Consider the following 25,286-nt stretch of genomic DNA (forward strand, 5'->3'; position numbering starts at 1 on the left):
AAAGCAGGGGAATCAGAGCCTCTGCTTTTTTTTGCGCCTGATTCGATATAATATTCACGAACGGAGCCGGTATGAGCTATCTTGAATTCCGCAATGTAACGAAAAACTATCATGTTGGAGAAGTTGATATTCACGCCCTTGCCGGCATCGATTTTCAGGTTGAAAAGGGGCAGCTGGTGATTATCTGCGGCGCCTCCGGAGCCGGGAAAAGTACGATTCTCAATATCCTCGGTGGAATGGATACGGCTTCCAGCGGCGAAGTCATCGTCGACGGAAAACATATTGAACAGTTCAATGAAAAGCAGCTGACCGACTATCGGCGCTTTGATATCGGTTTTGTCTTTCAGTTTTACAATCTCGTCATGAATCTGACGGCGCTGGAAAATGTGGAGCTGGCATGCGAAATTGCCCGCACGCCGATGGACCCCGCCGAGATTCTGAAGAAGGTCGGACTTCAGGAGAGGATGAATAACTTTCCCAGCCAGCTTTCCGGTGGCGAGCAGCAGCGTGTCTCGATTGCCCGTGCCCTTGCCAAGAATCCGCGCCTTCTGCTGTGCGATGAGCCGACCGGTGCTCTTGACTATAAGACCGGCAAACAGATCCTTCATCTTCTGCAGGACGCATCCCGCAAGGAGGGGATGACCGTGCTGATCATTACGCATAACCTGGCTCTCTGCCCGATGGGAGACAAGGTCATTCATATCAAGAGCGGACTCGTTGAGGCGACGGAGGTTCATGAACATCCCGCCGATATCGATGAAATAGAGTGGTGAACATGCATACCCGCAGAAAACAGACGCTGCGCTTCATTGCACAGACCAGAAGCCGCTTCGCTTCCCTGATGGCAATTGTCACGATCGGCTCCGCCTTCTTCATCGGTGTCTCATTTTCCTCCACCCTGATGGCCGACAGCGTCGATGCCTGGATGGACCGTACAAAGTTCCGTGACCTGACGCTTTATTCCAGCTATGGCTTTGATGATGACGATGTTGCCAATGTCGCTGCCGCCAAGGATGTAGAGACGGCCGTCGGCGGTAAATGGGTCGATGTTTCCGCATCCTCCGGCAGCAATCAGATGATCACCCGCATCCATGCCTATGATCCCGATGCAGTGATGGATCAGCTCGAGCTGGTCGAAGGAAGGATGCCGCAGGCTGACAATGAAGCCGTTGCGGAAGTCAGTTCCGCCGACCATAAGAGTTTCACCATCGGCAGCGAAGTGACACTGACCCGTCCCGAAAATGATCTTGACGATTTTCTGTCGGTCGATACGGTGACGATTGTCGGTACCGTCCGTACGCCTCTGTATCTGAATACGGCAAAAGAGGAAAGTACACTTTCCTCGCAGGATCTGGAAACCTTTCTTTATGTTCCATCCTCTGCCTTTACGATGGACTACGATACGGAGATCGCTGTCTTGAGCAAAGACGGCGCTTCCTATGATGCTTTTTCGGATGCCTATTACGATTACAGCCGTACATTGAAGGATGAAATCACCGCCATCCAGCTGGCAGACGGTACCCATCGCCGCCAGCAGATCGTAGCCGATGCTGAGCAGGACTATAACGAGGGCCTTCAGGAGTACGAAGACGGAAAGAAGACTTTCGACGATGAAATAGCCGAAGCCAAGCAGAAGCTGGCTGATTCCCAACAGGAGATTAATGACGACTGGAAGGAAATCAACGATAATTCCCAGAAGCTTGAGGACGCTCAGGCGACCCTCGATCAATCAGAGACCGATGCCTACCAGCAGATTTATGATGCCCGGGCCAAAATCGCCTCCGGACGCAGACAGCTCGAAGAAGGGCAGAAACAGCTTGACGAACAGAAGGAAACGGCTGAGGCCGGCATTTCCCGGCTCAATACGCTGAAGGATTCTCTGACGCAAGCCTCCTCATTCCTTTCTTCCCTGGAAACAATGATCGCCCGTCTTTCGGTATTACATCAGCAGGAAACGCTGTCGGAAGCGGATCAGCAGGAGCTGCAGATGTATCAGGCAGCTCTGCGGGCGCCGGTCAGTGATCCTGCCGTTCTACTGAATTATGCCCAAGGAGCCTATGCGGCTGCGCAGACGCAGATTTATCAGCAGCTTTCGGTAAATTCGGATTCGCTTTCGCAGGCGGGTATTTCTTTTCCTTCGGACGGGAGCTCACTGACTTCGTTATCCCTGACTTCCATGGCCGCTGCGGCAGAGACAAAAGCAGCCTCGATCCAGCAGCAGCTCGATGATGCTCAGCAGACGATCGACGAAAACAGTGCGGAACTTGACAAGGCATATGAACTTACCGTCAACGGTGCTGTTGAACTGGAGCAGAAGATTGCCGATGGCCAGCAGGAGATCAATGACGGCTGGGCCGAGATCACGGAAGCGAAGCAGAAACTGATCGACGGCCAGAAGGAACTGGACGAGGGGAAGCAGGAGCTTGAGGATCAGAAGGCAGATGGGCAGAAGGAACTGGATGATTCATGGCAGAAGCTGCAGGACGCCTGTCAGAAAATTGACGATCTCAAGGAAGAAAAGTGGACGATCCTTGATCGGACTTCCATGTATGGCCCGGAATCCTATCGGCAGTCAGTCAAGCAGATGGCATCGATCGCATCAATCTTTCCTCTGTTCTTTGTCATGGTCGCGGCCCTGGTATGCATGACCGCGATGACACGCATGGTCGACGAGAACCGGGGACAGCTCGGCATTCTGCGCGCACTCGGCTATACGCCGCTGCAGTGCATGAGCACCTATCTCTGGTATGCGGGCAGTGCCGGCATCCTGGGTACGCTGCTGGGAGCGGTTGTCGGCAGTCTGACCTTTCCGATCATCATCTATACAGCCTGGGGCATGATGTACAATCTTCCTTCGGCTGTTTCCGAAATACCGGTGAACTACATTGCAATCGCCATGATCGTTTTCCCTTTGACTCTGTTAGTGACAACGGCATGGGTAGCACACCAGGATCTCAAGGAAAAGCCAGCCAGCCTGATGCGTCCGAAGTCTCCGAAGATGGGACGGCGCATGCTGCTGGAAAAGTGGAAAGCGCTCTGGAAGCGGCTTTCCTTTTCCAGCAAGATTACGCTGCGCAACCTTGTCCGCTACAAGCAGCGCTTCTTTTTCACGGTGGTCGGCGTTGCCGGCTGTACGGCACTGCTGGTGACCGGCTTTGGCATCCGCAGTTCCATTTCAACAATGTCAACGGTACAGTATGGCGAACTGACGCACTATGATGCGGCTTTGACGATGGACAGTTCCTACTGGCTTGCGGATGAAGAACGAACCGTCACAGACAGCGGTCTGAGTGAATGGATCGTAGAAACAGGCATGGAACACCTGGAAGTAAAGCATACGGATGATTCTGAAACGATGGCGGTTTATGTCTTCTTCTCCCCATCGGATCAGGCAAAGGCAATGACGCTGAGAACACGCAGCAGCCACGAGGATGTTGCCCTTTCTTCGGAAGGGATTGAGATCAGTGAAAAGGAAGCCGAGAATCTGAAGGTATCGATCGGCGACACGGTGGAGATTGTCAAGGACGATGTCTCCTATAACGCCCTGATTGCGGGCATCTATGAAAGCTATCTGCAGCAGGGCATCGTAATGTCATCGGATGCCTATCGGGCAATCTTTGAAACGGATGCCGATGCTAACAGCCTTTTGATCAAGGCACAGGAAGGAAAGACGGATGATCTGCGCACGCTGATCAGTGATGGATCCCATCTTGACTCTGTTTCCTATACGGCTGATAACGTTGCCAAGTATGCGCACATGGTCAATTCGCTTGGCTATATCGTCGGCGTTATCATCCTTTGTTCGATGGCCCTTGCCTTTGTGGTGATCGGCAACCTGACCAGCATCAACATTGCCGAGCGCCAGCGTGAGATCGCCACACTCAAGGTACTTGGCTTCCGGGGGAAGGAAGTGCAGCAGTACATCTTCCAGGAGAACAATATTCTTACCGCCGTCGGTGCTGTGTGCGGCCTGCCGGTCGGTGTCTGGCTGCACCACTGGATCATGCGGCAGGTGGAAATGGACAGTGTCATGTTTGGGCGCACGATCCCGGCGGTGGATCTTGTCGCTTCCCTTTTACTGACGTGCCTGTTTGGAATTGTGGTAGACTTCTTTATGCGCCGCCGTCTGCAGGAAATCCAGATGGTGGAATCATTGAAGAGTATTGAATAAAGCGGAGCCGATCATGTTGCTGCGTAAAAATGATGGTATCGATCCCCAAAAGCGCCTAGGAAAAACAATCAATGGGACAGTCTTTGTTTACCGCTGCTCTTTTTGCGGAACTGTTGCGGTAAATGAAAAAATGGAAGCAGCGTTCTGTCCCGCCTGCGGCAGAAGAATGCGCCGGCTTGTTCCATTGAAGAAGGCAGATGATATGGAACATGTTTTCCCGGTTCGCAAGGTGGTGGACGGGAAAAAGGTATGGACCGTTTCCCATCCGGCTGCCGGGGCATGGCAGATGTCGATTCAGGTTTATGAAGACGGCTCGTACTGTCTGCTTCATTTTGGAGAGAATGATCTCCCCGTTGTCGAAGACAGCGAAGATACTGCCGTTTTCTATGTTGTTACAATGAAGGGGACGCTGCTGCAGGGAGAAGTGAAATGAAATTTGTTGTAGATGTTGAGCCGGAGCGGTTTGATCGCTTTGCGATTTCCTGCCCGTGGAATCATTATTCGAAGACCAGTCCCTTCATTGAGCTGAAGAAACCGGAATATTCCGAGGGCCATCTGCTCGGTGTTGAGGATGATGAGGGAAATCTGATCGCCAGCGCCGTAATGGTTTTCAAGAAGACAATCGTTCCCATTGGACGCTATGCCTATGTTCAGTACGGATTCAATCTGGATATTGCGGATCATGAACTGATCCGCTATTTTGCGCAGCAGCTGAGGGATTATGCAGAAAGCCGGGGGGCTTTTGATCTGCGCATGGACTTCAATATTACGCGGATTGAGCACAACAAGGATGGCAGCCTCAAAGAAGGCGGCTTCAATCATGAATACGTTACCGGGATCCTGCAGGAGTGCGGCTATACGCATCTTGGATACAACTACGGATATTCGGGCAACTGGATGAGCCGCTATACCTATCGTCTGAATCTTGATCGGCCCTTTGCAGATGTTCTGAAGGGGATCAAGCGCTGCCGCATCTATGACACAAAAAACAAGGAACGTGACGTCAAGGTCCGCGCCGGCAGACGTGACGAGCTGCATCATCTGGTGGAAAATGAGGATCTTCTTTCGCAGCAGCGCGGTTTCAAGCCGAAGGATATTCACTACTTTGAAAAGTTTTGGGATCTGTATGAGCCCTATGTGCATTACTTTATTGTGACGACCAATTATCATCGGGCCAAGCTGAATCTGATGAAGCTGATGGAAGACAATACGGCAAAGGCTGCGAAGTTGAAAGATCCACATAAGATCGAAGATCTTAACAAGCAGAATACGGCCCTTGCCAAAGAGATCAGGGAACTGGAAGAGGGCGGCTATGATCAGGACGAAGAGAAGGTCATCGGGGCCAAGTTCATGATCATGCAGGGCGTCAACGTCTGGAACGTCAACATGTTTACGACCAAGACGCTGCTCAACTTCCGGGCCGCCTTTGCGCTGCATCGCTATGCGCTGGAGAAGCTGTACAACGAAGGGGCGAAGACCTATGACTTTGAAGGTATTTCGGGATCGATGGACCCGAAGGATCCCTACTATGGTCTGAATGATTTCAAAAAGTCGTTCGGCGGTGATTTCCTTGAATTCCTTGGCGAATTTGATGCCGTGATCAATCAGAAAAAATACGATACATGGCTGAAGGGCGATCGTCTTTATCGCGGCGTGCGCCGTCGTATGGGGCGGATTGTCTATAAAAGATCGGAATCTGAGAGGAACTGACGGTCGTAACAGCTTTCATGTTGTGTTACAATCAACCCGTTAAATTATAAGGAAAAGGTAAGAGATTAGAAGATGGCTAAGTACGTAAAGAGCTGGGATTTCTACGGCCGCACAATCACTGTTGAAAACGGTGAGATGGCGAAACAGGCAGGCGGATCTGTATTGATCCGCTACAATGACACGGTTGTTCTGTCGACGGCGACAGCTTCCCACGAGGCAAAGGACACAGATTTCTTTCCGCTGACGGTTCTCTACAACGAGAAGATGTATGCGGAGGGTGCGATTCCGGGCAACTTCATTCGTCGTGAAGGACGTCCGACGGAGCATGCGACGCTGACGGCGCGTCTGATTGACCGTCCGATTCGTCCGCTGTTTGCGGAGGGATTCCGCAACGAGGTTCAGATTGTCAATACGGTGCTTTCGCTGGATCCGGACTGTGACAGCGGCATGGCTGCAATGTTCGGTTCGTCGCTGGCACTGTGCATTTCGGATATTCCGTTCAACGGTCCGATTGCGGGCGTGATCGTCGGCAAGGTTGACGGGAAACTTGTTGTCAATCCTACCGTTGAAGAGACAGAGCGTGCAACATTGACTCTGACCGTTGCCGGTACCAAGGAAGCCATCAACATGGTTGAGGCCGGCGCCAAGGAAGTCAGTGAAGAAGAGATGATCGAGGCTCTTGAGTTCGGTCATGAGCGTATCAAGGAGCTGTGCGCGATCGAAGAGGAAGTGATCGCCGCATGTGCGAAGCCGAAGATGGAGGTTGTTCTGTATGAGATCAGCCCGGATATCAAGGCATATATCAACGAGCACGGGAAGAAGGCCATTGAAGAGGCTGTTTCCATCAAGGGCAAGCTGGAGCGCTATGGCAAGATTGAGGAACTGAGTCAGCAGATGGTTGATGAGGTCGCCTCGAATATGACATGGGCGGATGAAGCTGCTCTGGAAAAGGCAAAGAAGCAGGCACGTGAATACTGCACGGAGATTGAGGCCGGCGAAGTTCGCCGTCTGATCTCGGAAGAGAAGATCCGTCCGGATGGACGCAAGCTCGATGAGCTTCGTCCGCTGAATTCGCAGGTTGACATTCTGCCGCGCGTTCATGGTTCGGCCATGTTTACCCGCGGTGAGACGCAGGTTCTTTCGATTACGACGCTGGGTACGCTGGATGATGCGCAGCAGATCGATGATCTGACGCCGCTCAAGGAAAAGCACTTCATGCATCAGTACAACTTCCCGCCGTTCTCAGTTGGTGAAGTCGGACGTATGTCTTCGCCGGGCCGCCGTGAAATCGGTCATGGTGCGCTGGGTGAGCGTGCGCTGCGGGCAGTCATTCCTTCAATCGATGAGTTCCCGTATACGATCCGTACGGTTGCGGAAGTTCTGGAATCCAATGGTTCCTCTTCGCAGGCTTCAATCTGCGCCGGAACAATGTCGCTGATGGCGGCAGGTGTTCCGATCAAGGCGATGGTTGCCGGTGTTGCTATGGGGCTGATTACAGTCGGCAATTCCTACTCGATCCTGACGGATATTCAGGGTATGGAAGATCATTACGGCGATATGGACTTCAAGGTAGCCGGAACGCGTGAAGGCATTACGGCTCTGCAGATGGATATCAAGGTGTCCGGCATTTCGATGGACATCATGCGGGAAGCTCTTGCGCAGGCGCATAAGGGCCGGATGCAGATTCTGGACAATATGGAGACGGCCATCAGCGCTCCGCGTGACCATGTGTCGAAGTGGGCTCCGAAGTTCGCTATTCTGCACATTCCGACGGACAAGATCCGCGATGTCATCGGCAAGGGCGGAGAAACCATCAACAAGATCATTGAGGACTGCAACCAGGTGAAGATCAATGTGGAAGAGGACGGAACGGTTGCCATCTACCACAATGATCAGGAGATGATTGACAAGGCCAAGGGCATCATCGAGGATCTGACCCGTGAGGCTGAGGTCGGTGATGTGTTTGATGCGACGGTTTCCGAGGTTCGTGAGAGCTTTGCCTTCGTGACCCTGTTCCCGGGTACCGATGCGCTGCTCCATGTTTCGGAGCTGGCATGGGAGCGTACGCCGAATATCGGCGATGTACTCCATGAGGGTGATACGATCCGCGTTAAGGTCATCGCCAAGGATGAAAGCGGCAAGCTGAAGGTATCGGCACGTGAACTTCTGCCGAAGCCGGAAGGCTATGTTGAGCCGAAGAAGGGCGGCCTGCGGCCGCAGAAGGGCAGCGGCCACGGGTATCACAATAACCGCAACGATCATCGGGAAGGATCCGGTGTTGAGCGCCGTTCCTTCAAGAAGAGCCAGGATTAACAAAGATCAGGAAAAGCCGCAGTAATCGATCTGCGGCTTTCTTTCTCTAAGGCATTTGATTACAGGAGGGTAATTATGAGTGATCGGGAAACAATTTATGAACTACTGCAGGAGGCACATGCGATCTCCTATCCGAAATACAGCGTCGGCAGGTTTCTGACTGCGATCAATGAGGATATCGGCCCGCTGGACCGTCTGTCGGATGGTGAAGTTGTCAGACGTCTCTCGGGCTATGTGAAGCAGCCGTTCCACAAGAATCCGAAGCAGGATGAGGATGGGACGACGACGCTGACGTCCAACAGTTTTTTCTGAGGAATTGACGGATGCGGATGCGAAAGAAGAAGTGGGCGGAACCCTATCTGGAAGCCCATACGGACTATGTCTTGGGACATCCCGAAGAATACAGGGGAAAGTGGCATGAGCTTCTTGGCTGCACTGTGCTGCATGTTGAGATCGGCTGCGGCAAGGGCGGCTATCTCAATGCCATGGCAAAGATGTATCCGGAAGAGGGATGGATCGGCATCGAGCGTGACAAGAGTGCAGCGGCCATGGCGGCGCGGCATGCGATCGAGGAAGAAAATGCGGATCTTCATAATCGCCGTCTGATTGCAGGTGATGCGCAGAATCTTCTGGACTGGTTTGCGGATGGTGAGATTCAGGTGATTCATCTCAATTTTTCGGATCCCTGGCCTAAGACCTATACGCATAAGCGGAGGTTGAGTTCTGAACGCTTTCTTGAGTTGTACCGCCGGGTTCTCGATCCTGAAACAGGGATGATTCGTATGAAGACGGATAACAAGGATCTGTTTTCAGATTCGGTTCTGTATTTTCTCCAGGGCGGTTTTACCTTTACGGAGTTCTCCGTGGATTTCCGCAGCAAACCTCATCCGGAGGATGCTGTGACGGAATATGAGCAGCGTTTTCTGGACCTTGGTCAGCCGATCTATCAGCTGGCGGCGATGCGTCAGAAACCGGCAGATATGATAAGATGATCAATGTGCATAACGTATGGAAGAAAATTGCGACAGGTCTGCTCTGCCTGGCTCTTTTGAGCGGCTGCAGTGCCGTTTATCTCTCGGATCTTACGTCCGATGTTTCGCGGCGGCTGGCGGATTTGATGGCGGAAGAAACCATGCGGCCGACATACAGTCACCGCTATTACGATTACTATATTGATCCTTCGATCGGCCGGGTTACAGCCTATGCGACGAGCAATGTGTTTCAGATGGACGGCATTCAGTTCATCATGAATCTGAACGTGGCTAGAATTATTGCCGGATCCTATTACAATACGCAGGCGGACTGGGCAAGCGTCGGTCAGCGTCTGCCGGAGACGGATCTTTCCGGAACCTATACGGACTGGAACGGGGAAGAACACAATTACCGGGTCAAGATCTATCTGCTCGGGGAGCAGTACTATACGCTGGTTGATACGGACTATGTATGTTTCGCCTCCATCAGCAACCGTCTGGAAGCGGCACGTCTGGCAGCAGAAATGGTCCGGATTGCGCGGACCATCCGGGTTCATTCTTCGACGGTTCTTTCATCGTTTTCAAACCGTGTCGTCATCAGCGGGACGCGGCAGCGCCTGAATCTTTTCCAGGAGATTGCGCCGGAAAACGGGGCGATTGAAGAGCTGTTTGACAATGAAAACTTTACCAATGAAGACGGCCAGACTCCTGCGCCTACAGTGACTCCTGCACCGGATGGTACAGGGGTGGGTGAGGAAACGCAAGAACCATAACACATATGCTGAAAAATAAGTAAAATATAGGAGAGATCAGAAAGGAACCAAAGACAATGTTTGAAAAACTGCAGAAACTTCTCTTTGAAGAAGATGATGAAGATATTGAAGAGGAAGAAGAGGTTCAGGAGCCGGTAAAGCCGGCCAAGCGTCCTGCGAAAACCGAACCGGAAAAGCAGCCGGAACCGGTGATCAAGCCGATCAACCTGAATTCCCAGCCGGCTGTTAAGCCGCAGCCTGCACAGGCAGCTTCGCCTGTGACTCCTTCTGTTTCGCATGTTGCGCCAAAACCGCTTCCTTCCGAGGATACGAAGAAGGAGACTGCTGATACCGGCAAGAGCGGGTTCGGTCTGACAATCGATACGCCGAAAGCTGCCCCTGCCAAGGCAGAACCGGCAAAGTCTGCCGCCAGGAAGCCGGCATCATCTTCGCATCCGGCTGCCTATGAGTTCCGTCCGGTGATTTCTCCGATGTTCGGCGTCGATGAGACGGATATGGATGCCATTGCCAATACGGCAAAGCGTCTTGAGGAGACGGAAGATAACTCCAATGTGAGTGAGATCATTTCGCCGATCTATGGTACAAATCTCAACGGTGTTCAGGATTCGTATGCGGCGATGGCAGCCAATGCCTCCCCGCGCAATACGAAGCCGGCTGGTGCGCAGAACGATATTGATACGGTTGCCCGCAAACATGTGGAGAAGAGTGCCGAAGATGATCTTCCGGACTTTTCGCTGGATGACATCCTGAATGCGCGCGATGAAGAGTTTGCCCGCGAAACAAAGGCTGCCGGCCGTACGACCGACACCATTGACGAGACCGTTGTCATTGATTCGAAGTCTATTAAGGATTCCGCCAAATAAGCGGAATCTTTCCTTGTTATGAACTATTATCTGATTGGGATCAAGGGAACCGGCATGGCTTCACTTGCCTGCATGTTAAAGGATCTGGGCAACGAGGTCAGCGGCAGCGATCTTGAGAAGCATTTCTTTACGGAAGAACCGCTGATTCAGCGGCATATTCCGGTCTATCCGTTTAATCCGTCGAACATTCACGACGGCATGCATGTGATCATCGGCAATGCCTTCCTGGAAGATTTTCCGGAAGTGATTGCGGCAAGAAACAACCCGACCTGTGTCTGTGCCCGCTACCATGAATTTGTCGGCGGTTTTGTCAAAAACTACGAGACGATTGCGGCAGCCGGGTCGCACGGCAAGACGACGACCACCGGCATGCTTGCAAGCATGTTTCAGAAGGCCGGTGAAACAGGCTGGCTGATCGGCGATGGGGAAGGACACGTAACCAGGGACACCAGGTACTTTGCCCTGGAGGCGGATGAGTTCCGCCGTCATTTTCTTGCCTATCATCCGGCGGTTGCGATCATTACCAATGTGGATCTCGATCATGTGGATTATTTTCATGATGATGCGGACTACCGGCTTGCCTATGAACAGTTCAGTGCCAATGTGACCAGGGGCATTCTGATCTATGGCGAAGACAGTGAAGCCCGGAAGCTGAATCTGAGTACAAATGTTCCGCATTACTGGTACGGTCTGCAGGATAATGATGATCTGCAGGCGGTGAATGTTGATGAGCGTTCCGACGGCATGTCGTTTGATGTTCTGTTTCTAAAGAATCCTGTCGGTCATTTTGAACTTCCGTTTGTCGGTCATCATCTTCTGCTCAATGCGCTTGGATGTATCGGAGCGGGAATTCTGGAAGGAATGGATGCGGCCGCCATGGAAGCGGGTCTCAGCCGGTTCAAGGGCGTGAAGCGCCGCTTTGCCGTCACGGAAATCGGTGAAAACGTCTACATCGATGACTATGCGCATCATCCGACGGAAGTCTCCGTGACAATTGATACGGCAAGGAAGCGGTTTCCGGGCCGCAAGCTGGTTGTCATCTTCAAGCCGCACCGGGCCAGCCGCGTCAAGTACTTTGCGAATGACTTCGTAAAGGCTCTTGAAAAGGCCGATAAGGTTTATCTCTGCGAATTTACGAGCATCGACGATAAGCAGGATGGTACGGACATCAATATTCAGTATCTTGCGGACCGCTTGCCGGGATCGACGGTAATTCCGGAGAATGAAGAAGGCGCAAAGATTCTGATCCGGGAGCGTCCCGCTGTCTTCCTGTTCATGTCCAGCAAGGACATTTACGGGCTTGAATCGATTGTTGAGGCCGAATAGTAATGAACTCCTGCAGGAAACACGGTTCCTGCAGGAATTTTTCGTCATTGTCAGCAGTCATTGTTACTGTTCCTTCTGTTTCCGGTATTGCGTAGAGGTGAGGCTGAACTGGTTTTTGAACTGCTGCGCAAAGCAGCCCATTTCCCGGAAGCCGCAGCGTCTGCCGATTTCACCGACCGGTCAGTCCGTGGTCTTCAGATAGGTGGAAGCCATGAGCAGCCGGTAATTCTTCAGATATTGAACCGGCGGCATACCGATGCCTTCACGAAAGCACTGCATGCATTCGGCAGCACTCACCGAAGCACTGGCGGCAATGAGAAAGCTGCTTCGGTCCATGAAGGGAGAGGAATGGTCCGCATCTTCTGATGGACTCTGCACAGAAGAGACGGTTTTCGGACAGTTTTCGCTGATATTATTCCTGTTTTTATGAAAAGGGAAGCCTGAAATCGCTCTCATTTTCTTGTAAAATTTTTCAGAGCCCGTATAATAAAAACAGAAATTCAATGTGAGGGGTGTGTCCATGCTCGATGCTTTTCTGGTTGCGTTAAAGGATCTGTGTGTTACGCTGCTGCCGATTCTGGGGGCGGCGGCTTTGATTTATCTCTGTATTCTGCTGAAGCATCTGTGGCAGCTGATCGATACGGCAAAGGAAACGGTAAAGAACCTGGATCCGACCATTGCAGGTGTCAATCAGTCTCTCGATAAAATTCAGAAACCGCTGGATACGGTTGTGCGTCTGAGCCGTTCTGTTGACAAGGTTCAGGATAAGACCGATGAGCTGCTTGGCAAGGCGGCAGACTTTGTTGCTTCAAGGACGGCAGGCGAAGAAAAATCTCCCGCTGAATCGGAAGCAGATAACGCAGGCAGTACAGTAATCCAGCAGCCGGGCGAAGATAAGGAGGCTCAGGCACATGAGTGACGAAGAAAAGGATTTATCCGCCAATCAGAAGGTGGAGGAAACGGTTGCGGATCTGAAGCGAAAGATCCAGCAGCTGAGTGAAGAAAAGGAAGCTGAAACCAGGCAGGAGCCTGCTTCTCCGCTGAAGACAATTACTGATTTCAAGATTGATGATCAGAAGATTGAGGAGATGAAGCAGGATACGGCCGAGACACTGAACCGCACCTTCACTTCGGCCAGGGAAAAAGCAAACGACGTTTTCAGCAATGCCGACCTTCAGAAGACACTGAACTATCTGAAGAACAACGCCTCCAAGGCGGTGGATTCGGCATGTTCATCGATCGACGAATTCTCTTCCCGTCCCGAAACCAAAGGCGTTTTTGACAGCGCGGCCGGTGCCGTGGATTCTCTGAAGCAGAAGGCAGGCGGCCTTTTGAATGACGAAACAAAGGAGAATCTGAAAAACGCAACGGAGGCATTGAAGCAGGGTGCCGCGGATGCAGGTCAGAAGGTACAGGAATACATGTCACGCCCGGATGTTCAGGACAAGATCGCCGATGTAAAGGAAAAGGCAAGCGAACTGGTTCAGAAGGGATCGGAAGCACTGAAGGATGTATTCAAGGATTCTCATTGACAGGGGGAAAACGATATGAAGCGTGTAACTATTTATGATGTCGCCAAGGAGGCGCAGGTATCGCTGGCAACCGTTTCACGTGTCATCAACGGATCCAACGTTGTCAAGGAACCAACCCGTCAGAGAGTCGAAGCGGCGATCGAGAAGCTTGGCTACAAGCCCAATGCGATTGCCCAGGGGCTGGCGCTGCAGAAGACGACAACCATCGGCCTCGTCGTTCCGGAAGCGAGCTTTACCTATACGGGGCAGATTATCAACGGCCTTCTCGATGTGGCCAAGATCTACAACTACAGCATCCAGCTTCATACGGCAACTTCCGGCATCACGGATCTTAATGAGATCATTGATGATCTGATCAAGAGCCGCGTTGACGGTGCTGTCATCTATAATGACAAGCTGTCGGGGCAGGAGATGCAGGAGCTGAACAACTACAGCATTCCAATTGTCCTCATCGGCAACAAGGTGAAGATGGAAAATGTGTGCTGCGTCTTTGTCGACATTGAAAAGGCTATCTTCGAGCTGACGATGAAGTATCTCGAAGAAGACAAGAAATCGATTGCGATTGTTGAGGATCGCAAGAACATTTCGGCGACCAATCAGATGATTGCCGGCGCTGAGGCTGCCTTTGCCAAGAAGGGGCTGAAGTTTGACGGCTTCCTGCGCATTCCGCCGGAGACCCGCACGTCCTATGCTTATCTGAGTACGCTGTTCAAGGATCATAAATTTGATCTTGTGATCGGCAACCGTGACTCCCAGGCCATGGCCATCGTCAACGCTGCCCATGAAAACGGCATTTCGATTCCGGATGAAATGGAAGTCGTCTGCGTCATTGATACGAAGTACAACTCCATGTTCCGTCCGACAATTTCCTCCTTCTCGATTCCTAGCTATGATCTTGGTGCCGTCAGCATGCGTATGATGACCAAGATGCTGCAGAATCAGGAAGATGTGGAGCGCAACATCGAACTGAGCTACCTCTTTACGCCGCGTCAGACAACCAGGGATTGAGTTTGACAATCGGCATTACTGGCATTAGGATACTGCTATCGGCATTGATCGGAACAAGTACCGACTCCTGATTTTAAGAGAGAGATTCCGGCGGGTGAAAGGAATCATTGAAGGGGATCCGGGAATTACCTCCGTGAGCCTTCCGCAGGAAATGGTGGAACGCATACCGGCGTTAACGGATTGAGGGCACGGAAACGTGAACTAAGGTGGTACCGCGCATAACAGGCGTCCTTAGAGTATGAGGGCGTCTTTTTTGATGCCCGGGGAGAGAAAGATGAATTTTATCGAAGAATTGAAGTGGCGTGGACTTGTCAAGGATGTGACGGATTACGATGGTCTTGTCGAGCAGCTGAAGACTCCGACGACCGTATACTGCGGCTTTGATCCGACGGCGGATTCTCTGCATGTCGGCCATCTGCAGCAGATCATTCTGCTTCGCCGCTATCAGCAGGCATGTCACCGTCCCATTGCGCTGTGCGGCGGATTTACAGGCATGATCGGCGATCCCCGTCCAACGACGGAACGCAAGCTTCTCAGCCATGAAGAGGTGCTGCACAATGCGGAATGCATCAAGGGCCAGCTTTCCAGGTTCCTTTCCTTTGAAGGCGAAAATGCGGCCATCATGGAAAACAACAACAACTGGCTCGGTTCGATGAGTCTGCTGGATTTCCTGCGCGAGTACGGAAAACTGTTCAACGTTTCCTACATGCTGCAGAAAGATACGATCAAGAAGCGTCTCGACACTGGCCTGAGCTACACGGAATTCAGCTACACGATTCTGCAGGCAATGGACTTCCTGAAGCTGTTTGAGAAGTACAACTGCCGCATTCAGATCGGCGGCTCCGATCAGTGGGGCAACCTGACCAGCGGCATGGAGCTGATCCGCAAGGTCAAGGGCGAAGATGCCAGAGTCTGGGGCATTACGTCGCCGTTAATTACCAAGAGCGATGGCAGTAAGTTCGGAAAGTCGGAAGGCAGGAACATCTGGCTCGATCCGAAGCGTACATCGGCCTATGAGTTCTATCAGTTCTGGCTGAACACGCCGGATGCGGACATTGTCGGCTATCTGAAGCGTCTTTCCATGCGGACGCCGGAAGAAATTGAGGCGCTTGCGGAAAGCGTCAAGAATGCGCCGGAGAAGCGTGAGGCCCAGAAGGCTCTTGCCGAAGAGCTGACCGCGACGGTTCATGGCAGCGAAGGTCTTGCCAGTGCGCAGCGCATTACGGATACCTTCTTCCATGGCGATATCATGACCCTGTCTCCCGGCGAGATCAAGGATGCGCTGGCCGATGCGCCAAAGGCTGAAATTACCGATGGTACAACGGTGATCGATGCGTTGATTGCCGGCGGCATTGCCCGCTCCAAAGGTGATGCGCGCAAGCTGATCCAGCAGGGTGCGGTAACACTCAACGGCCAGAAGGTTACAGATCTCGCGGCTGTATGCCGGAAGTCCGAAGGCGTGGAGGGCGAGTTCTCGATTCTTCGCAAAGGTCGGCGGAACTATGTTCTGCTGCAGTTCGCCGCATAAGTTCACGGCATGGTATACTTTTGTCGAGGTTTACCATGCCTGAAAAACAACTGATTGCTGCGATGCTTGCGGTTTCGCTTCTGTGCGGCTGCGGTACGGCTTCCTCCAGGAAAACCGACACAGATGCTGCAAATTATGAAACTTATTACCGGACTGTCAGTTCCAACGAAGACTGGATGGACGGCTCGTACTATTTCACTCTGAGCGGTGAAATGGCGCAGGTGGAAGACGGAAGCTACCGCTACTATGTGTTTCTGGATGATGCCCGCATTGCGATGTATGATATTGCAATGATTGCGGTTGAGAATGATACGGCCTACGATGCCAATGCAAAAATGATGCCGAACATCGGCATCATGGGCAGCGGCGCGTATACGATGATTCCCAATCAGTACAATCCGGACCGCGGCTTCGTGAAGGGACTGGTTATTTCCGGGGAGACGCAGGACGATTCCATTACCTTAAAGGTTCTGGTCGAATGGCGTGACAAGGATCTTGAAAATGTGCAGCGTGCCTTCGTCGGCTTCACATTGACAACGGATGGCTGGGTTTCCAGCTCGACGCCGCAGGAAGTGCAGATACAGAGTAATGAGTGAGAACAGAAATTCAAGCATCAAAAAATCATTTATCGCCGGCTCTTTGACGTCATCGGCCGGCGTTTTCGTATCGAAGCTGATCGGTCTGTTTTATGTTATTCCCTATACCGGCATTGCGACAGAAGAGAACATGGTGTTCTATTCCAATGCCTATTCGCTCTATAATTCGCTGCTGCAGGTATGTTCCGCCGGTCTTCCGTTTGCGATTGCGGCTCTTGTTTCAAAGTACATTGACAAGGACGATTACAGGACAGCACTGCTGGTGCGTAAGCTGGGAACCGGAATGCTGTCGGTGTTCGGCTTCTTCATGATGATGGTGTTCGCTCTGCTTTCCGGGCCGCTGGCAAAATCGGCGCTTGGACCGCAGGCGACGGAAATTGATATTCACCGCATGCAGACAACCTACCGGATTCTCTCCATGGCTCTGTTTCTGGTGCCGCTGCTGTACAGCTACCGCGGCTTCTATCAGGGCTTCAAGGAAATGAAGGCCTATGCCGATTCGCAGGTCATTGAGCAGATTGTGCGTGTTTTGTTTCTGCTGGCAGCGAGCTGGGTATTTGTCTATGTGTTTCATCTGGATCGGATCTGGGCTGTGTACATGGGCGTGCTTGCGACTTCAATTGCGGCAATCGCCGGCATTCTATACTTTGTGAGGTTTGATCGGGCTCATATCGGAGCTGTCAACCGTGCGGCAAGAAACCAGGTGCAGCAGCCGGTGGAGCGCAACAGTCTGATCAAGGAACTGCTTGCCTTCGGCATCCCGTATGTCATTACGGGTGTGCTCGGCAATTCGCAGGCTCTTGTCAATGCCCAGTTTTTCATTCCGACGGCAACGAAGTTCGGCATGAAGTATGAGGACGCGCGTCTGATGCTCAGCATCATTCAGCTGCAGTGCGACAAGATTTCATCGATTCCGCAGGTGCTGTCGGTCGGCTTCTGTGCGGGCATTGTGCCGTATCTGACGATTTCCTATGAGCGCAGGGACTGGGTTCAGCTGCAGAAGAATGTGCGGGAAGCGCTTGATACGGTGCTCTACATTGCGCTTCCCGTGTGCTACTGCATCTTTGCGCTTGCCAGGCCGATTTACTACATCATGTATGGCGGAGCCAATCTGGATGCGGGCGAAGGGGCATTGCGCTGGGAGGCTTTGCTGGCTTTGATCACGACGATCTCTCCCATCTGCAACACGATGCTGATGACGCTTCATCAGCGTCGCCAGTCGTTCTACTATCTTGCGATCGGCTTTGCGATCAAGTGCCTCTCGTTCTATCCATTAATCAAATATACGGGCTATATCGGTGCAATCACGAGTTCGTGCCTTTGCGACGGTGCGTTCATTTTCCTTGCGCTGTCACGGATCAATTCAACTTTCAAAGTGACGTATGGCCGTACGTTGAAGCGGATGATGAAGATTCTGCTTTGCTGCCTGTGCATGCAGGGCGGCTTCTCGCTGCTGCGTCTGGCGGGCTTTGTTGTTACGGAAAGCTCCCGTGGAATGGCGGTGCTGCAGTTTGCAGTGTATGGCATTGTCGGGATTGCGATCTATGTATGGACGACGTCGCGGATGAAGCTGCCGCAGTCGATCTTCCATATGCCGTTGCGGACGATGATCCGCCGTCTGCTTTCGCAGCTTTCGAGGCATCATCATGCGGCTCGATAAACTGTTGAGCGATATGGGTGCGGGTACCCGGAACGCTCTGAAAAAGGATATCCGCAACGGTCTGGTCAAGGTCAATGGCGAAACCGTTTATCAGGCAGGGATGATCGTCGATGAAAAGACGGCTGTCATTACTTACGGGGACCAGCCGATTCACTATCGCCAGCATTTTTATTTCATGATGAACAAGCCGGCGGGGACGCTGTGCATTTCGGGATCGCCGCTGTCGGTGCTGAATCTGATTGCAGAGCCCTATAAGGATCTTTTCTGCGTCGGCAGGCTGGATAAGGATACGGAAGGTCTTCTGTTGATTACCAATGACGGGCAGCTGGCACACGCACTTCTTGCCCCGAGAAGACATGTGGACAAGGTGTATGAAGTGACGCTGCGGGATCCGGTGACGGAGGAAGCGATCAAAAAACTGGAGGCAGGCATCCGTCTCAATGACGAAGAGGTATGCGCTCCAGCGAAAGTGGATGTTCTGGCGCCGAACAGGGTTCATCTGACGATCCATGAAGGCAAGTATCATCAGGTGAAGCGCATGTTTGCGATGTGTGACAATGAAGTAGTCTATCTGAAGCGGATTCAGATTAAAAATCTGGTTCTGGATCCAAATCTGGAAGCAGGGGGCTATCGGGCCCTGAGTGAAGAAGAGGAAACGGATCTTAAAACAGTACTGGAAGGGAAGAAGGAAGGCTGAAAATGCCTTCTTTTGCGTAGCGGTTCAGTACGTCGAGTACCTGGGCCGTCAGTTCCGTCGGCGTGGAGGAGCCGCTGGTAACAGCGATGCGGTTCATGCCGGCAAGTTCTTCTTCCTTCAGCTGCATCGCATTTTCGATAAGAATGCAGTTTGCAATGCCCGTAGCGCGGCCGATTTCCTCCAACTGGTTGGAATTGTTGGAGCGCGGATCGCCGACGACGATCAGGCAGTCAACATCCTTCAGCTTCATGACGGCCTGCTGGCGGATCGTCGTAGCGTTGCAGATTTCCGGTACCTGAACGGCATCGGGATAGGCGGCCTTGCATGCCTGCATCAGGGCGCTGGTATCCAGTAAGGACAGGGTCGTCTGATTGGTGATCAGCGGGTACTCCAAAGGTCCCAAGCCGTTGAGATCTTCCGCTTTTGCAATCAGATGGACGCGGGGACTGATGCCGAGAACCCCTTCTGCTTCGGGATGAAAGGGTTTGCCGATATAGAGGACATCTCCCTTTTTGCAGTGTTCACGGACCAGATCATGAGTGCGCCTTACATCGGGACAGGTCGCATCGACAATCTGGAGCCCCTTTGCCTTTGCCTTTTCATACACAGCGTCGGAAACGCCATGGGCGGTGAAGATGACGATGCCCGAATCCACTTCGTCGAGCAGCTCGAGCCGGGTCTTGCGGGGATCGTCGAGGATGCGGATGCCGTGGTCGGCGCATGCCTGAACAACGTACTGGTTATGGACAATCATGCCAAGCATTGTTACGGGTTCCGATGGCTGCTGGTGTATGATGTCCTTGACTGTATTGATGGCGCGTACGACGCCCTGACAGTAGCCTCTTGGTACGACACTGATAATCTCCATGCGTCCTCCTTGATAGAATCATTGAAAAATCATGTATAATGCCTTTGTTTTCAGTATAGCAGGTGACTTATGAACAAAACATTCAATCAGTTTTCACTTAGTGAAGATACGCTGAAATTCATTCAGCTCAACCATTTTACACAGCCGACGCCGATTCAGCAGGAAGCGGTTCCGGCCATTCTCAAGGGACAGGATGTTGTCGGCCTTTCCCGGACGGGTTCGGGAAAGACGCATGCCTATCTGATTCCGATCTTTGAAAAGGTCGATGCGTCGCTGGATCAGGTGCAGGCGGTCATCACGGCGCCAACCCGTGAGCTGGCCGCACAGATCTATGAAAAGGCGAAAGTAATGAACAAGGTGAAACCGGATCTTCGGATCCGTCTGTATGTCGGCGGAAGCGATCGGCAGCGGGAAATCGAAGCTCTTGAAAACAAGCAGCCGCAGATCGTGATCGGGACTCCCGGACGCATCAAGGATCTGTTTCTGACGGAAGGTGCACTGCGGATTGACAAGGCGGATATGCTGGTCGTGGATGAAGCTGACATGACGCTGGAATACGGTTTCCTGGATGATATCGACGCGTTTGCGGGACGGATGGGCGAGAATCTGCAGATGCTCGCGTTTTCGGCGACGATTCCGGATCAGTTGAAGCCGTTCCTCAAGCATTACATGCATCATCCGGTTCTGATTCGCATTGAGGATCAGGAGGCCAGGAAAAAAGCGGTGCAGCACATTCTGGTGCCGTGCTACCACCATACGTATGCAGAGACGATTCTTTCAATTCTGCCGGGCTTTCAGCCGTATGTATGTCTGATCTTCACCAATACGCGGCAGGAGGCGGCAGATCTTGCCGGCGAGCTGCGGGCCCATCATCTCAGTGTTACGGAGCTGCACGGGGATCTCGAACCGCGCAAGCGCAAACAGGCGATGAAATCTCTGCAGGCTGCGACAAATACGTTTGTCGTGGCAACCGACCTTGCCTCAAGAGGCATCGATGTTGAGGAAGTGACGCATGTCATCAGCTGCGGCTTCCCGAAGGATCTGAGCTTCTACATTCATCGTGCGGGTCGTACGGGGCGGATGGATCAGACCGGTATCTGCTATGCGCTGTATAAGGACAGCGATGACAGTGCGATCCGTTCGCTGATGAAGCAGGGCATTCATTTTGACCATATGCGTTTCCATAACGGGGCATGGCAGAAGCTGCGTCCGTATGGCGAGAAACATCCGCAGAAGGATGATGCGATGGAAATTGAAATCGCTAAGATGATGACGAAGAAGAATACACGGGTCAAGCCCGGGTACAAGAAGAAGCGTCAGCAGGCGATTGCGGATTTAAAGCAGAAGAAGCGCCGCGAATTCATCCGCGGAAAGATCCGGGAAGAACGCACAGCCATGTACAAGCAGCGGGCAAGGGAACTGCGGGAAGCCAATGGAAAGAAAGACTGATCTTCTGATCGGCAGCCATGTCCGGATGACGGCGCCGGGATACTTTGAAGGCGCGGTGCAGGAGCTGCTGTCCTATGATGCCAATGCGGGGATGCTGTATACGGGTGCGCCGCAGAATTCGGTACGCGTTCCGATGGAACGGATGCGGATCGAGGAAGGTAAGGAACTTCTACGGGCTCATCAGATTCCTTTGAAGAACATTGTCGTCCATGCGCCGTATATCATCAATCCTGGCAGCCTTGACCCTGAGAAGCGCGATTTTGCGGTTTCCTTTTTGAGTGAAGAGATGAAACGGGCGGCTGCGCTCGGGGTTCGCGATGTTGTGCTGCATCCGGGTTCGTATACGACGGGGGATCCTGAAACCGGCATTCGCAATGTGATCGGGACGCTGAACCGTTTGGAAATTCCGGAGGGCATTGTGATTGCGCTGGAAACGATGGCCGGCTCCGGTTCGCAGATCGGTCGGACGCTCGAGGAACTTGCCGGCATTCTTGATGGAGTGAAGGCGCCGGAACATTTTGCGGTATGTCTTGATACCTGCCACATGTTTGCGGCGGGCTATGATGTGTCGGATGCGGATCGTCTATTGGCCGGGTTTGATCATGTGCTTGGTTTGAAGCTTCTGCATGTCATTCATCTGAATGACAGTAAGGAGCCGTTCAATTCGCACAAGGACCGCCACGCCAACCTTGGCAGGGGAATGATCGGCTTTGCGGTTTTGAACGCGATTGCGCATCATCCGCTAACGTCGTCGGTGGTCAAGATTCTTGAGACGCCATACATTGACGGTAAGCCTCCCTACAGGGAAGAGATTGCGGAGATCCGCAGGGGATGTCTTGATCCGAACTAAGATAACAAGAGAAAAGAAAAGCCCGCGGGCGTGATCAGATACTTTGACCAGGCCGGCGGGCATTCTGTTTTTTATCTCTGCTCTTCGAGAATGTTCTGAATTTCTTTCTTCAGTTCATTGACGAGCTGGTCCTGCGGAACTTCGCGGAGGAATTTTCCTTTGCGGAAGAGGATGCCTTTCTGATAGGAGCCGGCGATGCCGATGTCGGCACGACCCGCTTCCTGCATGCCGTTGACCGGGCAGCCCATGACGGCAACCGTGATGTTGGCATGGATGCTGGCAAGATACTGCTCGATTTCCTTTACCACCGGCAGCATGTCGTACTGAATGCGGCCGCAGGTCGGACATGCGATCAGATCCGGAACGCCGTCGATCAGATTGAAGCAGCGCAGCAGCTGTTTGGCAACGGGCAGCTCGTCACTCGGAGGTCCCGAGACGGAGACACGGATCGTATCGCCGAGCCCTTCATGAAGCAGCGTCCCCAGGGCTGCCGAACTCTTGACGGATGATTCCAGCAGTCCGCCCGCTTCGGTTACACCGAGATGCAGCGGATAGGGGAACGTTTCACTGGCAGCTTCATAGGCATCAATCGTCAGTGGAACATTGGAGCTCTTGAAGGAGAGCACGATGTCATGGAAGTTAAGGTTTTCAAGAATCTCAACATGGCGGCGGGCACTTTCGACCATGGCTTTTGCACTGTAGCCATAGGCGTCCAGAAACTGCTTTTCCAGGGATCCGCTGTTGATTCCGATCCGGATCGGAAGATGCTTTTCGCGGCATTTTTCGACGACGGCACGGGTATGCGCTTCATCTCCGATATTGCCGGGATTGATGCGGATTGCATCGGCGCCGGCATCGGCTGCCTTGAGAGCGAAAAGATAGTTGAAATGAATATCCGCAACGATCGGAATATGGATCTGCGGCTTGATCTTGGCAATGGCTTCGGCATCCTCTTCATCGAGAACCGCAAAGCGGATGATCTGACAGCCGTCGCGTTCCAGGTCCAGCACTTGTTGAATCGTTTCGTCGACGCGCTTGGACGGGATATTGGTCATGGACTGCAGAATGACCTTGTTCTGGTGGCCGATCTGTACGTTTCCGACCATGACGGGCCGGGTTTCTGTTCGTTTCATAGATACCTCGATTCTTTTCCTTATTATCGCATAAAGTCTTCTGGCTTATAATACACCTATGAAAAGACATAAGCAGTTCTCATACCTGCAGAAGGCGATCATTGTTGTATTCATCCTGATTCTGATCCTGAATATCCTGGCACCGTATACGGCGGATGATTTTTCGTTCATGGAACATTCGGGCTATCTGGATCTTTGGAAGAGGGAGTTCAATTACTGGTTTACGTGGAGCGGCCGCTCGGTGGCGGGCATTCTGGTCAGGCACATGGTGGTGCTGCCGAAGCCTGTCTATGATGTGATCGCCAGCGGTATTTATGTTCTGTATCTGTATCTGATCTGCCGTCTGGCGGCACCGGAAGTCAGGGCATCCGATTTTCTCATTGCGGCCGGTCTTCATTTTCTTTTTATGCCGGTATTCGGGCAGACGGTGCTCTGGGTCAGCGGCGCATGCAACTATCTGTTTACGGCGGTATTGATTCTGCTGTTTCTGCTTCAGATGCAGAAACCTTCCGTGCCGGGCTGGTGCAGGTGTGCCGGCCTGTTTGTGCTGGGCGTGCTTGCGGGATGGACCAATGAGAATACGGGCGGAGCGATGATCTTTCTGGAGCTTGTTCTCATTGGAAAGAATCTGCTTAAGAACCGGGACAAGGCAGCCGGCTTTGTCGGATCGTTGATTGGTTTCGGTATGCTGGTGCTGGCACCGGGCAATGCGGTGCGGGCGGCGCAGGATGTAACCGTAGATCTCAGCCAGGGCGGTTTTTACAGCCTTGTGCATGATCTCAATGATGCGTTCCATGTCATTGGGCAGCCGAAGAATCAGGCGGTTCTCTGGGTGATTGCAGTCATTCTTCTGGTGCTGTGCTTTTCGGACCGTGAGCGCAGAAAAAGAATGGCTGCCTATATGACGGCCGCGTTCCTGTGTGTGTTTGTCATTGTTGCGCTGGATGTTCAGGTGCTTTATGACCGTACGATGTTTGGATCTTCGACGCTGCTGCTGGTGGCGATCGTGATCGGACTGCACGGTGTCAGGGAAGCCGGCTTTGAGACTGTGAAGAAGTGCTCTCTGGCGGTGCTTGCCTTCTGCTGTTTCTGCAGCTATGGGGAAGCGGGGCTGGATCTCTTCTATACGCATCATTTGAACTCTCTGCGTGAAAGTGCCATCGCTGCTCAGAAGGAGCGGGGACTGGTGAATATGGTCGCTTTCCCGATTACGAGCGAATTCCTCAGTATCTACAATCCTCTGGATGGTCTGGTGGATGTGACGCGGTATCAGAATCTCTGGGTCAACAAGGCAATGGCGCAGTACTATGGCGTCAATACGATTGTCGGCGTATCGATGGAAAAGTATCAGCGCATTTACCAGAATGGCGATGTGGATCTGATGAACATCATCGATCTTTCCGATCTGGAGGAATATCTTTCCCTGTGCAAGCAGAAGGGATATACGATCATTGCCGCAAGCACGAAGATGACCGACGAACTGCAGCCGTATGCTCAGATGCTGGAAAGCTACGGCTTTGAAGTCAGTGATGGGTATCTCACAGGCTATTGTCTGGCGGATGGAACCGTGATCAGCGGCGAAGTCTATGAGGAGGGCGGACTGGCGGGGCATTACAGCTATGCAAGTTCTTCCCAAGATCCTTCCTACGCCGACATTATGATTGACGGGCAGGAATATACGAACAATCAGGCGGGTATTTCGCTGGTTGTCTTTGATCCTGCAGGTGATCACGCCGTGGATTCGATTACGATTGAGCCGGATCAGGATTATGGCATCGTGCGGTCCGACGATACGATTTAACAGGGGATATAAATTCCTTCCCAAATCAAATGAAAGG

The 25,286-nt window shown here is 52.5% G+C and carries 23 protein-coding genes and 1 other annotated feature; of the genes, 20 read left to right on the forward strand and 3 right to left on the reverse strand.

Annotation, left to right across the window (positions count from 1 at the left end):
- The first annotated feature begins 71 nt into the window (after nucleotides 1–71).
- The 10 genes from C1714_RS09470 to C1714_RS09515 all read left to right on the forward strand — a co-directional run bounded on the left by C1714_RS09470 (nucleotide 72) and on the right by C1714_RS09515 (nucleotide 12,127).
- Nucleotides 72–773, forward strand: coding sequence for an ABC transporter ATP-binding protein (locus C1714_RS09470; RefSeq protein WP_102342933.1), 702 nt, complete (start codon nucleotides 72–74; stop codon nucleotides 771–773).
- Between the two features lie 2 nt (nucleotides 774–775).
- On the forward strand, nucleotides 776–4,171 hold the full coding sequence (locus C1714_RS09475; protein WP_135567925.1) for an FtsX-like permease family protein: 3,396 nt from the start codon (nucleotides 776–778) through the stop codon (nucleotides 4,169–4,171).
- A 13-nt stretch (nucleotides 4,172–4,184) separates the two neighbouring features.
- Entirely contained in the window at nucleotides 4,185–4,604 is a 420-nt protein-coding gene (locus tag C1714_RS09480; protein WP_135567926.1) for a hypothetical protein, read from the forward strand.
- Nucleotides 4,601–5,881, forward strand: coding sequence for a lipid II:glycine glycyltransferase FemX (locus tag C1714_RS09485; RefSeq protein WP_102342936.1), 1,281 nt, complete (start codon nucleotides 4,601–4,603; stop codon nucleotides 5,879–5,881). Before C1714_RS09480 ends, C1714_RS09485 begins: the two co-directional genes overlap by 4 nt.
- Nucleotides 5,882–5,953: 72 nt before the next feature.
- A complete protein-coding gene (locus C1714_RS09490) occupies nucleotides 5,954–8,194 on the forward strand; it encodes a polyribonucleotide nucleotidyltransferase (protein WP_102342937.1) in 2,241 nt (746 codons plus the stop codon).
- Nucleotides 8,195–8,269: 75 nt separating this feature from the next.
- Complete coding sequence (locus C1714_RS09495; RefSeq protein WP_102342938.1) at nucleotides 8,270–8,506, forward strand: hypothetical protein; 237 nt, start codon at nucleotides 8,270–8,272, stop codon at nucleotides 8,504–8,506.
- 17 nt (nucleotides 8,507–8,523) lie between these two features.
- Nucleotides 8,524–9,186 carry a tRNA (guanosine(46)-N7)-methyltransferase TrmB gene (trmB, locus tag C1714_RS09500; RefSeq protein ID WP_342587470.1) on the forward strand — a complete coding sequence of 221 codons (663 nt, stop codon included), beginning with the start codon at nucleotides 8,524–8,526 and terminating at the stop codon, nucleotides 9,184–9,186.
- Nucleotides 9,183–9,938: a hypothetical protein gene (locus tag C1714_RS09505; RefSeq protein ID WP_102342940.1), complete on the forward strand. Its 756-nt coding sequence runs from the start codon at nucleotides 9,183–9,185 to the stop codon at nucleotides 9,936–9,938. The genes trmB and C1714_RS09505 overlap by 4 nt, the downstream gene beginning before the upstream one ends.
- A 56-nt stretch (nucleotides 9,939–9,994) precedes the next feature.
- Nucleotides 9,995–10,801, forward strand: coding sequence for a hypothetical protein (locus tag C1714_RS09510; RefSeq protein ID WP_102342941.1), 807 nt, complete (start codon nucleotides 9,995–9,997; stop codon nucleotides 10,799–10,801).
- 18 nt (nucleotides 10,802–10,819) lie between these two features.
- Complete coding sequence (locus C1714_RS09515) at nucleotides 10,820–12,127, forward strand: UDP-N-acetylmuramate--L-alanine ligase (protein ID WP_102342942.1); 1,308 nt, start codon at nucleotides 10,820–10,822, stop codon at nucleotides 12,125–12,127.
- Between the two features lie 180 nt (nucleotides 12,128–12,307).
- Here C1714_RS09515 and C1714_RS13865 read toward each other — a convergent pair whose 3' ends face one another.
- Nucleotides 12,308–12,505, reverse strand: a complete 198-nt coding sequence (locus C1714_RS13865; protein WP_135567927.1) for a hypothetical protein — start codon at nucleotides 12,503–12,505, stop codon at nucleotides 12,308–12,310.
- Nucleotides 12,506–12,647: 142 nt separating this feature from the next.
- On the opposite strand from C1714_RS13865, the gene C1714_RS09525 reads away from it, so the two are divergent.
- The 7 genes from C1714_RS09525 to C1714_RS09555 all read left to right on the forward strand — a co-directional run bounded on the left by C1714_RS09525 (nucleotide 12,648) and on the right by C1714_RS09555 (nucleotide 19,148).
- Nucleotides 12,648–13,046, forward strand: a complete 399-nt coding sequence (locus C1714_RS09525) for a hypothetical protein (protein WP_102342944.1) — start codon at nucleotides 12,648–12,650, stop codon at nucleotides 13,044–13,046.
- Nucleotides 13,039–13,659 (forward strand): hypothetical protein, encoded by a 621-nt coding sequence (locus tag C1714_RS09530; protein WP_102342945.1) that lies wholly within the window; start codon nucleotides 13,039–13,041, stop codon nucleotides 13,657–13,659. The genes C1714_RS09525 and C1714_RS09530 overlap by 8 nt, the downstream gene beginning before the upstream one ends.
- 15 nt (nucleotides 13,660–13,674) lie before the next feature.
- Entirely contained in the window at nucleotides 13,675–14,667 is a 993-nt protein-coding gene (locus tag C1714_RS09535; RefSeq protein ID WP_102342946.1) for a LacI family DNA-binding transcriptional regulator, read from the forward strand.
- 35 nt (nucleotides 14,668–14,702) lie between these two features.
- Nucleotides 14,703–14,903 (forward strand) — a binding site (T-box leader).
- Between the two features lie 38 nt (nucleotides 14,904–14,941).
- Complete coding sequence (gene tyrS / locus C1714_RS09540; protein WP_102342947.1) at nucleotides 14,942–16,195, forward strand: tyrosine--tRNA ligase; 1,254 nt, start codon at nucleotides 14,942–14,944, stop codon at nucleotides 16,193–16,195.
- Between the two features lie 35 nt (nucleotides 16,196–16,230).
- Nucleotides 16,231–16,791 carry a hypothetical protein gene (locus C1714_RS09545; protein WP_102342948.1) on the forward strand — a complete coding sequence of 187 codons (561 nt, stop codon included), beginning with the start codon at nucleotides 16,231–16,233 and terminating at the stop codon, nucleotides 16,789–16,791.
- Entirely contained in the window at nucleotides 16,784–18,451 is a 1,668-nt protein-coding gene (locus C1714_RS09550) for an oligosaccharide flippase family protein (protein ID WP_167850003.1), read from the forward strand. The genes C1714_RS09545 and C1714_RS09550 overlap by 8 nt, the downstream gene beginning before the upstream one ends.
- On the forward strand, nucleotides 18,438–19,148 hold the full coding sequence (locus C1714_RS09555) for a pseudouridine synthase (RefSeq protein WP_102342950.1): 711 nt from the start codon (nucleotides 18,438–18,440) through the stop codon (nucleotides 19,146–19,148). The genes C1714_RS09550 and C1714_RS09555 overlap by 14 nt, the downstream gene beginning before the upstream one ends.
- Here the strand turns inward: C1714_RS09555 and ispH are convergent.
- Nucleotides 19,114–20,016 carry a 4-hydroxy-3-methylbut-2-enyl diphosphate reductase gene (gene ispH, locus C1714_RS09560; protein WP_102342951.1) on the reverse strand — a complete coding sequence of 301 codons (903 nt, stop codon included), beginning with the start codon at nucleotides 20,014–20,016 and terminating at the stop codon, nucleotides 19,114–19,116. The genes C1714_RS09555 and ispH overlap by 35 nt on opposite strands.
- Nucleotides 20,017–20,085: 69 nt before the next feature.
- Between ispH and C1714_RS09565 the strand changes: the two genes are divergently transcribed.
- Together C1714_RS09565 and C1714_RS09570 are read left to right on the forward strand one after the other, a co-directional pair.
- A complete protein-coding gene (locus tag C1714_RS09565) occupies nucleotides 20,086–21,465 on the forward strand; it encodes a DEAD/DEAH box helicase (RefSeq protein WP_102342952.1) in 1,380 nt (459 codons plus the stop codon).
- Nucleotides 21,449–22,315, forward strand: coding sequence for a deoxyribonuclease IV (locus C1714_RS09570; protein WP_102342953.1), 867 nt, complete (start codon nucleotides 21,449–21,451; stop codon nucleotides 22,313–22,315). Before C1714_RS09565 ends, C1714_RS09570 begins: the two co-directional genes overlap by 17 nt.
- A gap of 71 nt (nucleotides 22,316–22,386) precedes the next feature.
- Here the strand turns inward: C1714_RS09570 and ispG are convergent, their stop codons facing one another.
- Nucleotides 22,387–23,460: a flavodoxin-dependent (E)-4-hydroxy-3-methylbut-2-enyl-diphosphate synthase gene (ispG, locus tag C1714_RS09575; RefSeq protein ID WP_276842941.1), complete on the reverse strand. Its 1,074-nt coding sequence runs from the start codon at nucleotides 23,458–23,460 to the stop codon at nucleotides 22,387–22,389.
- A 46-nt stretch (nucleotides 23,461–23,506) separates the two neighbouring features.
- Here ispG and C1714_RS09580 point away from each other — a divergent pair, with 46 nt between their 5' ends.
- Nucleotides 23,507–25,249, forward strand: a complete 1,743-nt coding sequence (locus C1714_RS09580) for a DUF3329 domain-containing protein (RefSeq protein ID WP_102342955.1) — start codon at nucleotides 23,507–23,509, stop codon at nucleotides 25,247–25,249.
- The last annotated feature ends 37 nt before the right edge of the window (nucleotides 25,250–25,286 follow it).

It is taken from the genome of Galactobacillus timonensis (assembly GCF_900240265.1).
GTDB lineage: Bacteria > Bacillota_I > Bacilli_A > Erysipelotrichales > Erysipelotrichaceae > Bulleidia > Bulleidia timonensis.